This is a genomic window from Bacillus cereus group sp. MG9 (genome assembly GCF_040459995.1).
Lineage (GTDB): Bacteria > Bacillota > Bacilli > Bacillales > Bacillaceae_G > Bacillus_A > Bacillus_A mycoides.
In genome coordinates this window covers 3,229,176-3,240,689 of the sequence record NZ_JARVHC010000001.1, presented here as the reverse complement: position 1 = coordinate 3,240,689, position 11,514 = coordinate 3,229,176, and the positions used below count along the sequence as shown (strand labels likewise).

Here is an 11,514-nt window from a genome sequence, read left to right as displayed (position 1 = left end):
ATTTTTTTGATAGTGTTATATCTCTATTTTTAGAAAATTAAATAAATTAATTGATTTCAGTTTGAATTTTTGATAAATTGATAGGTAATTAGGCTAAACATACTACAAGTAAAGTTGAGGCGAGTTATGGTACAGTCCATTGATCGAGCGATAGGTATTATTAAGTTACTGAATTCTACAAATGAAAAAGAGTATTGGGCTATTTCTGATATAGCTGATAGAACACATCTCCCGGTTAGTACAGTACATAGGTTACTGAACTCTTTAATGGAGCATGGATTAGTTACGCAAATTTCAGAAACAAAACAGTACAAGATTGGACCAATGTGGATGGAAATAGGATTACGTCAATTGGAGAAGGTAGACTACAGATCTGTTGCAAGAGAAGTGATGAAGCGTGTGGCCTCTGAAGTTGAAGAAAGTGTTTATTTGAACATTCCAAATGGAACACATTCTATTATCATTGAAAGAATTGATAGCCCTTTAAAAATTCGAGTTATCGATAACTTAGGGGAGCAGATTCCACTTTCGATTGGAGCCGCAAATAAAACGATGCTTGCCAATATGAACACGAATGAAATGGAACAGATTGTAGAACATTTACTTTCTTCTTTACCAGAACAAAAGCAAATTCTTTTCGATCAAATAAAGCAAATCAGAAATGAAGGATATGCTGTGAGTTATGGTGAAAAAACAGAGGGGACAGCTTCAGTAGCTGCACCTATTATAGGATTTAATCATAAAGTAGTAGGAGCATTAAGTGTTGGGTTAATTAGTCATCGAATTAATGATGATCGACTATCTTTTCTTATTAGTAAGGTAAAACAAGCAGCTCATGAAATATCAGTAAAAATCGGCAGTACATCAGAATTATAATTTTGATAGCTGTCGTCATTTTTTATTCATATATTGGAATTGATTTTCATAATGCGGAAAAATAGGGGGATTTATATGTCAAAGTGGCAATCTAAAGAACAATTGGTTCAATTATTAAGCAATCTTGTTGAAATTCCTAGTATTACAGGTTCAGAAGCTGAAGTTATATTGCCAGACTTTGTTGTAGAACAATTATCTGACTTACAGTATTTCAAACAAAATCCGCATCATTTACAAAAAAATCCGACGGGGGATGGACGATATTTTGTTACAGCTCTAGTAAAGAAAAGTGATAGTACGAAAAATACTGTAATTCTTGTTAGTCACTTTGATGTTGTAGATGTACAAGATTATGGAGTGTGGAAAGAAGATGCATTTAACCCTAAAAAATTAACATCTATGTTTTATTCTCATAAAGATGAGCTACCAGATCATGTACGTGAAGATATTGAACAAGGAGATTGGCTATTTGGTAGAGGAACGATGGACATGAAATGTGGTCTAGCTTTACAAATGGCGATGGTTGAGCAAGCTTGTGAAGGAAGATTTGATGGGAATGTTCTTTTATTGGCTGTTCCAGATGAAGAAGTGAACTCTGTAGGGATGAGAGCTGCTGTTCCAAGATTATTAGACCTAGCAAAAGAGCATGACTTAGAGTATAAAACGGTCCTAAATTCAGAGCCTATGTTTTCAAGACATCCTGGTGACCAAAATAAGTACATTTATACTGGTTCTATTGGTAAGGTGTTACCTGGTTTCCTTTGCTATGGAAAAGAGACACATGTAGGCGAACCTTTTGCAGGATTAAATGGGAGCTATATGGCTGCATTATTAACAGCTGAATTAGAGTTGAATACGGACCTTTGCGATATTGTAGATGGTGAAGCAAGTCCTCCACCAACTAACTTGCTTCAAAGAGATTTAAAGGAGGATTATTCTGTACAAATTCCTCATCGTGCAGTCACGTTATTTAACTTGTTTTTACTAGAAAAAACGATGACAGATGTAGTTTCATTGTTACGCCAAAAAGTAACGAAAGTAGCAGAGAAAATCGAAGAATCGTATGAGGAGCGAGCGTATCATTTTTCTAAGTATAATCCGTTCATACCGCCGAATCTTAAAGTAAATGTATTAACGTATGAAGAGCTTATCGCTTATGCAATTGAACAACATGGAAGAGAAAAAATAGATGAAATTCAATCCGATATTATAAAAAATAGAGAAGATAAAGATGATCGTGCAGTAACTATTGATTTAGTAGACAAATTATCTATCTTATGTAAAGAAAAGGCTCCAATGATTGTACTTTTCTTTGCGCCGCCATACTATCCAGCTGTGAGTTCACGCAACAATCCTTTAATTAAAGAGGTAGTTGTAGAAATGGAAAAGTATGCCCACTATAATCATAGCATTACATTTGAAAACCAAAATTATTTTGGAGGAATTTCAGATTTAAGCTATGTGGGCTTACAAAACCCATTGGATTCAATGAGTTCTCTTGTAGACAATATGCCATTATGGGATAAAGGTTATTCGATTCCACTAGAGGAATTAGAAGAGTTTGACGTTCCAGTATTAAATATGGGACCAGTAGGAAAAGATGCACATCAATGGACGGAGCGTCTGGACGTAAATTACGCATTTGAAACGTTATTAGATATGTTACCTAAATGTATTGAAAAACTACTTGTTTCTAATAAAGTTACACAGTCATAGTGTTTGCATAAGAGCGAGAAAAGGACCGTAGTGATACGGTCTTTTTTTCGTAATGAATAGTTTGAAACCTTAGATTTATGAAATTGTGATGTAAGAATTCTCTTTAAAATAGATTCGCAATAAACTATTTAGAGAGAGTAGATATGGCTTGTACACTTTTTGTAACGGTATTTGCTGAGTTTTTGTATAATATAATTATGTGAAGTTAACATAACTTATTGTATCAATAATATATATTTGCGTAGAATATCCATTTTAAGATTTTGAAGTACCCCCCTAAATGAAAAATTTATTTCGCTAAAGTTAGTTACTTAGTGAAGTCTGCTCATTTTTTTCGTATTAGGGAAGAATGTACTTTTTAACTTGATGGGTATGGGGTAGTACCCCCTTGTAGCAAAACCGGAGTGGAAATGATGAGTATAAATAGTTTTGTGAGATTGATAAAGGACGAATTATTAAAAGAGGTAAGCATAAGAAGTGAGGATGAATTCGAGCCTATAGTAGTTAAAGATATTCCTAGACTTTGGAAGTGTTTAGGGACAGGTAATTATGCCGCAGTATTTATGCACAAAGAATACAAAGATTGGGTAGTGAAAGTTTACGCGCGAGAAGGAGAAGGAATTGAAAAAGAGTCAGAAGTATACCGAAGAATCGGAAATCATCCTTCTTATTCGAATCTTATATATAAAGGAGAAAATTTCATAGTATTGAAACGTTTAAAAGAAATTACCTTATACGATGCTATCCATAAGGGGATTAAAATTCCTAAGCAGGTAATCCTTGATATCAATGAAGCTATAGAGTATGCAAGGGAGCAAGGATTAACTCCTTGTGATGTTCACGGAAAAAATGTGATGATGGAAAATGGAAGGGGATATGTAGTCGATGTATCTGATTTCTTAAAAACAAAAGAAGATAGTAAGTGGAGAGACTTAGAAAAGGCATATTTTACATTTTACTTGCCTTTCATTTATAAATTGCCTTTCCCTGTTAAAATACCGTATTTCATGTTAAACATTGTTCGACGTTCATATAGAAAATATAAGAAGCTTAAAAAGAAATTCAAATTGTAAAAGGACCACATACTTATCTTTAGGTTAGATAAGTGAACCACTAGTAAACAAAAGGACCGTACATTTTAGATATGTCTAATATGTACGGTCCTAATTTTATAACTTCATGAAGTAATTTATTTATAAAATGATTGTAACAATAGAATATACCCATTTCAGTACATTTCATTTTAAACATAGTGATGTACTATAGTTCTAAACAAATCACAATAATGGATTAGAAGGGGAATAAACTATGTACACAGACGCAATTGAGTATTAAAATTTCAATCTAATTTACCTTTGCATAGATGCAGGTATCAGTTAGTTCTTTACCGTCAGCTGAAAGATCTTCATTACGTAATATCCCTTCAAGCTCAAAACCTAGTTTTTCAGGGATCGTACGACTTTTAGTGTTAGTAGATTCACAGCGTATTTCAATCCTTCTAAATTTGAGTAACTGAAATCCAAGGTTTGTTAACTCACTTACTACCTCTGTCATATATCCATTGCCACTAAATTGCGTATTAATCCAGTATCCAATTTCACATTTAGAAATTTTCCAATTAATTCCGTGAAGGCTAGCAGTTCCAATAAAATCATTAGTATCCTTATGATAGATAAGATAGCGAAAGCTTTCTCTTTTCAAAAAATCTATATGGGCATTTCTCAGGAGAATTTCCGTTTCTTCAACAGTAGGAATTGACTGAAATAAAAGCAACCATTGTTTTAACTCATTAATTGAATCCTTAATAGCTTGGTGTACGACATTCCCGTCACCAGCTTGAAGTGGTGCTCGAAGAATTAGTCTGTCTGTTTCTATTTGTAACGGAACATCTAATAAAATAGAATTCATATCATTTCTCCTCTCGAAAACTTTAAATTATGACAGAATGAAACTTATATAATAAAAAAACTTTCACCCAAAAGAAATAATTCTTGAGGACGAGAGTTGCAATTTCGTGGTACGTTATTATGATAAATAAATTAAAAAACACCCTATCTCACTAACAGGAGATCCCGTCACAGCAGCACTATAAATTATTATAGAACCGTGCGAAGCTCCTATTCTTTCCTCATTAAGAACTTGATATGTAGCAATACAGTAAAGTTTATCTCCCATAAAGGGACCTCCCAAAAATTAGTAAACAATAAATATATATTCAATTAATCACTTAGAAATCCCTTTTCACATATTGAAAACCAAACTGCCAGTTGGTACAAAAAATGGCTACCGAAGCAGCCTTAGGTTGTTTAACTAATGCATGCGTTAGTTGAATAAGGAATTATTATTTTTTTATCTATTGGCTTACAATTTTTATCTTTTGCATTTCTTAGCTTGATGGTGATGGGGGGTACCCCTACTAGAAAAATTGTCTCCGCGTGAACGTGAAGAACTTGAAAAATTTAAAGAAAGCGCAAGATGCTTTTGATAAACATGAAATCGGGAAAGCTATGAATAATGTTCAAAAGGCAAAAAGTGATGAAAATAAAGAATTAACAAAGCAATGCATTGCAAGGTGAGATTCAACAAGAATTTTTAGCTACATTTAATAAGCTGAACATGAATGATATTACTGGTGATGTAAAAGAAGCCCGTAAATCTTTAGATGATCTTATGGATTGGATACAACAATCTGACTTATTAAAATCTCAAAAGGATTTTGTTGATACGTTACCTGAAAAAGAAGCAAGTATCTCTAAACTAGAGGAAAGTAAAAAATAAAGAAAAGAGGTTACCTAAAAGTAACTATTCAGCGACTTTTGGGACAACCTCTTCTTTTCGTTGTGTATTTTTAAGAAAATTTAGAATAAAATAAAAATATAACCATCTACCTATTATTCACTAATGAAAAGAAAAGGGGGTAGCGAAATGCAACTGAAGTATGGGAAGCACATTAATATATTATCTATTGTTCTAACTTTGTTCTCTTTTTCCGTAATTGTAAGTTTCTCTACCTGGTTGAGTGGATATTCAATTCCCAACCTTTCTACAATGCTTAAGGTAACAATGTGGAGTGCATTTATTCTTGGAATTATAGGGTTTAGACAAGAGAAAAGCGCACTAGCGATTATAATTATGGGAATATGTGCCTTTGCTCTAGTCGTTCTATATACTTATGCGGTTATAAGTTTTCTTGAGCATTAAACACAAAAAAAAGAAACGAACATTTTTGTTCGTTTCTTTTTTTGGGGGATGATTATTATAAAATAGCCTCTTCTAATGATTGAGTGCTGAATCCAAGAATTGATTTTTGAGTGTTATTCTCATGATCTTTTACAATGATATATGGAACGCCCTGTACGTTAAAGAATTCAAACTCTTCTTTTCCTTCTGGGGTATTAGAGGGGTACCACCCACATTTTTTACTGAAAAAGAAATTGTATTTATAAAGCGAAAAAAACGCTATTCTTTTTGTAACAATATACAGAAACGCCATCCTTTCCTATGATTCTACAGAAAGAATAGCGTATTTTTTCATTTTAGGGGGCATTTCTTTTTATTAGTTTGATAGCGAGGTGACGATACCCCTTTATTGTTTTTCAGACTTCGCTTGTTCTAAAATGTATGCTTCTTCTTGTTCCGGTGTCGCTAATTCGTATGCTTTACCAGTGCTGCTATTGTCCCATTCCCATAATAAATTATGCTCCTCAACCGATTGAGAGAAATCGCCTTCATACCAACGAACCAAAATCTTAAGGTACTGTTCTTTATGTTGTAAGGTTCCACTATTACTTTCATCAATCGCTTGACGTACTTTTTCGATGTTTTCTGGAGTCATTTTGATAAATCCTTGCTTTTCGTGGGATAATACTTTTTGATGAGTCATTTTGTGCATTGCATTGATTATATGACGATCAGAGTTGAGGTCAAGTATTACCCCTTCCCCTTTAATTCTCTCAGTCTGCTTTTCCTTAACGTCTGAACCTGCATACGTACCGACTTTGTAGCCAGTAAAAATACCAACTGCTATAGCAATAACTAAGGTTGATGTGATTTTAATCCACTTTTTCAAACCTCTTACCCCCCTTTTATTGAAGTGTACCATAAAAGAAGAACTGTATGCCCATATCTATCTGTGAGGTCTACATAACGTATCATTATCAATAGTCAACGATGTATAAAATTTTTGTTATGGGGGTAGTTAAAAATATTAGCTTGATAGCGATGTGGCGGTACCCCTTAATGGGCATCTTTTCATATTCAGTAATAAATTTCATAGTATACTAATATTTAGTTATTTATATTGGGAGGATTAAAATGATGAAGAAATTAGTATTAGCAGTTGGTTTATCGGTTGCAATGTTAGCGGCTTGCGGCGAAAAAGAAGTGGTTCAAAAAGAGAAGCCAAAAGCACAACAAACAACTGCGAAAACAGAACAACCAAAAGATGAGCAAACACGAATGATGAAAAGTTTTGAACGTAGAACCAAAGAAATCAAAGAATATTTCGGCGGTACTGTTACAGCGGGTGAATTAAAAAAAGAAAATAACTTGTATGTCTTATATGTTTTCGTTGACAAAACAGCATTGTCAAATGCAGACGAAGGCCTACGGGAAAATTTCGGCTACAGAACGAGAACAAAGTTAAAAGACGCCGTTGCGCAGAGTGGCTTGCAAGAATACGGCAAAACAACCATAAGATACTTCACATCAGACAATAAAACAGAAATTGAATTTGAATAAGTATTCCTGCGGGAGTGCTTTTTTATTTTATTTGCAGGAAATTATCACCATTTGTCGAATTATATAAGCTGAAGGGTGATAAAAATGAGACATAGAAATCTTTTTATGCTGGCAATGAATACGTAAAAACAAAAACATTCACTTATAACGGTTAATAGGAGGAATTATCATGAAAAAATTAGCTACAATTGCATTAACAGTAGCTTTAGCTTTAGGCGGTTTGACGGTTATGAACATTAACACACCTGAAGCACAAGCAAGTGAAGATTGTCATTACATCTGTGGTCCTAGCGAAACGGTGAATGGTGTTACAGTTCAAGTTCACGCTACGGAATACACTTTTGGTGGAAACGTAATTGCAAGAATTACAAATAACCGAGCTGAGGACATTCATTATAATGTCAGCATCGAAAAGAAATATGGAGACAACTGGGGAGAATATGATACTTTCTTCCATTGGCAAAATCAATGGGTTCCAGCTGGAGCAAATGATGAAATTTCAACTTTCACAGGATATGGAGAAAACATTTACGACAATGGAACATACCGTTATAAAGTTGAAATTGTAAGTGCTGACGGTTCTGTAGATACAATTTACACAGCAGCAATGACGGTAACAGGGCGATAGCTCATGATTGAGCCTCATTATTTATGATTGTATTTTCAATAATATCATTGATAATTGCGTTGATATTATTATTAAAATAAGCTCTTCGGAGCTTATTTTTTTATATAAAAATTGAATATTAATATTCTATTATTGAGTTTTATCCTCTGTTCATAAACATAAGATTTTCTGGACAGATGTCTCTTAACGTACAGAAAACGCTTAAAATATGTCCGGATTGTGTCTAAACGTACAATTTTCCCGAAATGGTATGGTGAGACCACATCCATCAACTTAAGAAAAGTAAACACCCCAAAAACAAAAAAATGAGCTGACTTCTCAAAAAAACTAACTGTAGAGAAAGAAAATTTTCATTTAGGGGGTACTTCAAAACCTTAGCTTAATGGGCTTTTTTCTTTTTTCTAAAGATCCAGTGTAAGTTCTTTAAATATTTTCATACCAGATAAACCCTATTGGGTTTTAATTTTTTTGATTACGCTACATGCTTGTGAGGCATAGAAAGGTTATATACGACGCCTAAGATATCAAAGACGGTTTCTTCTCATACCTATGGGATTTCCGTCCGTTTTTCTGTAAGAGATCAAACAGACGAAACAATATCTTTGTTAATTCTTTGGTGTCTTTTTGTAGAGATTCATAAATAAGTAGAAAATAATCTTTTATGATATAAATCGTTTTATATTCGCTTAATTCTCGTTTTTTCTTGATGAGAATTAATTGGCAGATTTGAGACACAGAAGCTATTTTGAACGTAAGGGATTTGTAAGGAATAGGTAAGGAAAAAGAGATTTTCATTGTGTATGATGAAAATATAAAGAAGCATGAAAGGAGGAACAGATATAACTTATATATGAAAAACAAACCAGTTAATAAGAGCGTTTCATGGAAAAGAAATAATTTCTGAGGTTAACATACATGCAAAAAGAGGGATTTACCGTTTATTAGGACAGAATGGAGCTTGTAAAAATAATCATTATGAAGATGATTACGAATTCAATGTTGACTTTTTGTCATCGGTAGAGATGATAGCTGTGTGGTGAGTATGAAATATCAAGCAACCACCTATACAATATGAATAGAGGAGAGGAATGCCTTATGAAAACACGTAGTCAAATTACATTTGCAAGTCTTGCCCTTTTAATAGCTGGAAGTTCCCTGTTATATACAACGCCAGCCTCAATTGTAAAAGCAGAGCCCACTCAAAATGTATCTAGTTCGTTACAAACAAGCACTCAACGAGATCGTACTTCCGTCAAGCAAGCAATGCGGGATACATTGCAACTTGGATACCCGGGGATACTTGCTAAAACTTCTGAGGGTGGAAAAACGTGGAGTTATGCCGCTGGGATAGCGGATCTGAGAACCAAGAAACCAATGAAAACAGATTTTCGCTTTCGCATTGGCAGTGTGACGAAGACGTTCACAGCAACGGTTGTACTTCAATTAGTCGGAGAGAACCGCTTGAATCTAGACGACTACATCGAAAAATGGTTGCCTGGTGTCATTCAAGGAAACGGATATGATGGTAACCAGATTACTATCCGGCAGATATTGAACCATACAAGTGGTATCGCTGAATACTCAAGGTCAAAAGACGCTGACTTTACGGATACAAAAAAATCGTATACGGCTGAAGAGTTAGTGAAGATGGGGATTTCTCTGCCCCCAGACTTTGCCCCAGGAAAGGGCTGGTCTTATTCAAACACAGGATATGTATTACTAGGTATTCTTATTGAAAAAGTAACCGGAAACAGCTATGCGGAAGAGATTGAAAGTCGGATTATTGAACCGCTTGAATTGTCGAATACATTCCTACCTGGCAATTCAAGCGTTATTCCAGGCACCAAGCATGCCCGTGGATATGTCCAACCAGACGGAGTAAGTGAGCTAAAAGACGTTACTTATTATAACCCAAGTGCAGGTAGCTCAGCTGGAGATATGATTTCTACTGCTGACGACTTAAATAAATTCTTCTCTTACTTGCTCGGGGGTAAATTACTGAAAGAACAGCAACTAAAACAAATGCTTACTACAGTTCCTACAGGAAAAGAAGGAATCGATGGATATGGTCTTGGAATCTATGAAACTAAGCTTCCAAACGATGTCTCGATATGGGGACACACAGGTGGCATTCTAGGGTTTACTACTCTTGTTGGAGGTAAACTTGGAGGCAAGCATACGTTGGTCGTCAATTGGAATAGTTTGGGTAGAGCTGACAGTCCTAATCCTTTTAAAAATATTTTACTTGCTGAATTTGGTAAGTAGGTAAAAAGGAAAAAATTTTTTCATAGTTTTCATAGTTAAAAATATACTTTTCTAGTTCAAAAGCCCCAACTTATTTTTAAAAAAATTTGGGGCTTTTTTTGTTTTGGTGGCGTTTATTCTTCTTAAATTGATAGATATGTATGGTGACTCCTATATGTAATATTGCATATAAGAATGTGTTGATAAGAATGAAAGCGCTTACCACAATAGAAACATAAAGATAAATCACATCTTAGCAACAACAAAAGAGGAGGAAATAATATGGAAATCGCAATGGCAGTTTTGAAATTTTTAGGTGGAGATTCAAAAGAGCATAACAAGGTTGTTACAAAAGATTTTAATGAAATACGAAATATCATTAAAGATAATGCAGAATTAAGTCTTAAAAATCCAGCATACCCAATTTCATATACAAGCACTTTCTTAAAAGATAATTCAACTGTGGCTGTTCATAACAATACAGATTATGTTGAGACTACAACTACAGAATATTCAAGTGCTAAAATGACGCTTGATCATTACGGTGCATATGTTGCTCAATTTGATGTATCTTGGGATGAATTCTCATATGATCAAAATGGGAAAGAAGTACTAACACATAAAACTTGGGAAGGAAGCGGTAGAGACAAAACTGCTCATTTCTCTACAGTCATACTACTTCCACCGAATTCAAAAAATGTAAAAGTCGTAGCGAGAGAATGTACAGGTCTTGCATGGGAATGGTGGAGAACAATTATTAATGAACAAAATGTTCCGTTAACAAATGAAATAAAGGTTTCAATTGGAGGAACAACATTATACCCCACTGCTAATATTAATCATAATTAAAGGCGACGTATACGTCCGAAGCGCCCTGTTTACAGGGCGCTTTTTTACTTAGTTGAAAGTATATCGGCGTTTTTCAAATATATCATAATCAATTCGCGAATCTTATAATCATATTTTTAATGCCTGCATGAATGTTTTCAATGATTTCATTCCTTATTATTAAATCTCCATAAATTTAAATTAGCCTATCTTTATTAATTCATTATGTATCAGCATTTGGATTTTTTATAAAGAAAAGGCACTATCATCAAAGTGCCTCTTCTTACTTAATCTACAATGGGATAGCAACACATCGCCATCCTTTCTGTATATTTCTACAAAAAGAATAACGTTCTCTGTGAATTATGGATATAAATTTATCTTAGGTTGATAGTGATGTATGATGCCTCCATATACATAAATACATTTTGTCGAAATTATTAAAAAGGGGAATTTTTCTATTTGAAGAACTAATAATTGAT

The 11,514-nt window shown here is 34.0% G+C and carries 12 protein-coding genes and 2 pseudogenes; 10 read left to right on the top strand and 4 right to left on the bottom strand.

The features are described from left to right. Positions 1 to 126: 126 nt before the first annotated feature. The 3 genes from QCI77_RS16610 to QCI77_RS16600 all read left to right on the top strand — a co-directional run bounded on the left by QCI77_RS16610 (position 127) and on the right by QCI77_RS16600 (position 3,665). Positions 127 to 876, top strand: coding sequence for an IclR family transcriptional regulator (locus tag QCI77_RS16610; RefSeq protein WP_193664156.1), 750 nt, complete (start codon positions 127 to 129; stop codon positions 874 to 876). Positions 877 to 951: 75 nt separating this feature from the next. Next, a complete protein-coding gene (locus QCI77_RS16605; protein WP_326997178.1) occupies positions 952 to 2,592 on the top strand; it encodes a M20 family metallopeptidase in 1,641 nt (546 codons plus the stop codon). 404 nt (positions 2,593 to 2,996) lie between these two features. Continuing rightward, positions 2,997 to 3,665 (top strand): protein kinase family protein, encoded by a 669-nt coding sequence (locus QCI77_RS16600; protein WP_003190427.1) that lies wholly within the window; start codon positions 2,997 to 2,999, stop codon positions 3,663 to 3,665. 271 nt (positions 3,666 to 3,936) lie between these two features. Here QCI77_RS16600 and QCI77_RS16595 read toward each other — a convergent pair whose 3' ends face one another. Then, positions 3,937 to 4,500 carry a GNAT family N-acetyltransferase gene (locus QCI77_RS16595; RefSeq protein ID WP_002142483.1) on the bottom strand — a complete coding sequence of 188 codons (564 nt, stop codon included), beginning with the start codon at positions 4,498 to 4,500 and terminating at the stop codon, positions 3,937 to 3,939. Between the two features lie 117 nt (positions 4,501 to 4,617). Further along, entirely contained in the window at positions 4,618 to 4,767 is a 150-nt protein-coding gene (locus QCI77_RS16590; RefSeq protein WP_002142482.1) for a hypothetical protein, read from the bottom strand. A gap of 260 nt (positions 4,768 to 5,027) precedes the next feature. On the opposite strand from QCI77_RS16590, the gene QCI77_RS16585 reads away from it, so the two are divergent. From QCI77_RS16585 to QCI77_RS16575, 3 genes are all read left to right on the top strand, one after another. After that, on the top strand, positions 5,028 to 5,168 hold the full coding sequence (locus tag QCI77_RS16585) for a hypothetical protein (RefSeq protein WP_002066118.1): 141 nt from the start codon (positions 5,028 to 5,030) through the stop codon (positions 5,166 to 5,168). Then, complete coding sequence (locus QCI77_RS16580) at positions 5,158 to 5,370, top strand: hypothetical protein (protein WP_002128243.1); 213 nt, start codon at positions 5,158 to 5,160, stop codon at positions 5,368 to 5,370. The genes QCI77_RS16585 and QCI77_RS16580 overlap by 11 nt, the downstream gene beginning before the upstream one ends. Before the next feature lie 147 nt (positions 5,371 to 5,517). Continuing rightward, positions 5,518 to 5,793: a hypothetical protein gene (locus QCI77_RS16575; protein ID WP_002084476.1), complete on the top strand. Its 276-nt coding sequence runs from the start codon at positions 5,518 to 5,520 to the stop codon at positions 5,791 to 5,793. Positions 5,794 to 6,178: 385 nt separating this feature from the next. Here the strand turns inward: QCI77_RS16575 and QCI77_RS16570 are convergent, their stop codons facing one another. Then, positions 6,179 to 6,661 (bottom strand): PRK06770 family protein, encoded by a 483-nt coding sequence (locus QCI77_RS16570; protein WP_113770824.1) that lies wholly within the window; start codon positions 6,659 to 6,661, stop codon positions 6,179 to 6,181. A 245-nt stretch (positions 6,662 to 6,906) separates the two neighbouring features. Between QCI77_RS16570 and QCI77_RS16565 the strand changes: the two genes are divergently transcribed. Together QCI77_RS16565 and QCI77_RS16560 are read left to right on the top strand one after the other, a co-directional pair. After that, positions 6,907 to 7,332, top strand: a complete 426-nt coding sequence (locus QCI77_RS16565; RefSeq protein WP_113770825.1) for a hypothetical protein — start codon at positions 6,907 to 6,909, stop codon at positions 7,330 to 7,332. Between the two features lie 169 nt (positions 7,333 to 7,501). Continuing rightward, the gene (locus QCI77_RS16560; protein ID WP_002084479.1) at positions 7,502 to 7,960 is read left to right on the top strand and encodes a hypothetical protein; all 459 of its coding nucleotides are present in this window, start codon (positions 7,502 to 7,504) and stop codon (positions 7,958 to 7,960) included. Positions 7,961 to 8,432: 472 nt separating this feature from the next. Here QCI77_RS16560 and QCI77_RS16555 read toward each other — a convergent pair. Further along, positions 8,433 to 8,689, bottom strand: a pseudogene (locus QCI77_RS16555) (IS4 family transposase); the annotation flags it as partial. Between the two features lie 366 nt (positions 8,690 to 9,055). On the opposite strand from QCI77_RS16555, the gene QCI77_RS16545 reads away from it, so the two are divergent. After that, the gene (locus QCI77_RS16545; RefSeq protein ID WP_078422362.1) at positions 9,056 to 10,225 is read left to right on the top strand and encodes a serine hydrolase domain-containing protein; all 1,170 of its coding nucleotides are present in this window, start codon (positions 9,056 to 9,058) and stop codon (positions 10,223 to 10,225) included. A 291-nt stretch (positions 10,226 to 10,516) separates the two neighbouring features. Next, positions 10,517 to 11,053, top strand: a pseudogene (locus tag QCI77_RS16540) (thiol-activated cytolysin C-terminal domain-containing protein); the annotation flags it as partial. Positions 11,054 to 11,514 lie beyond the last annotated feature (461 nt).

What these genes read in the sequence shown, in the direction of transcription:
- QCI77_RS16545 (WP_078422362.1), top strand. Translation starts at nt 9,056, where the DNA reads ATGAAAACACGTAGTCAAATTACATTTGCAAGTCTTGCCCTTTTAATA.
- QCI77_RS16565 (WP_113770825.1), top strand. Translation starts at nt 6,907, where the DNA reads ATGATGAAGAAATTAGTATTAGCAGTTGGTTTATCGGTTGCAATGTTA.
- QCI77_RS16610 (WP_193664156.1), top strand. Translation starts at nt 127, where the DNA reads ATGGTACAGTCCATTGATCGAGCGATAGGTATTATTAAGTTACTGAAT.
- QCI77_RS16560 (WP_002084479.1), top strand. Translation starts at nt 7,502, where the DNA reads ATGAAAAAATTAGCTACAATTGCATTAACAGTAGCTTTAGCTTTAGGC.
- QCI77_RS16590 (WP_002142482.1), bottom strand. Translation starts at nt 4,767, where the DNA reads ATGGGAGATAAACTTTACTGTATTGCTACATATCAAGTTCTTAATGAG.
- QCI77_RS16605 (WP_326997178.1), top strand. Translation starts at nt 952, where the DNA reads ATGTCAAAGTGGCAATCTAAAGAACAATTGGTTCAATTATTAAGCAAT.
- QCI77_RS16575 (WP_002084476.1), top strand. Translation starts at nt 5,518, where the DNA reads ATGCAACTGAAGTATGGGAAGCACATTAATATATTATCTATTGTTCTA.
- QCI77_RS16595 (WP_002142483.1), bottom strand. Translation starts at nt 4,500, where the DNA reads ATGAATTCTATTTTATTAGATGTTCCGTTACAAATAGAAACAGACAGA.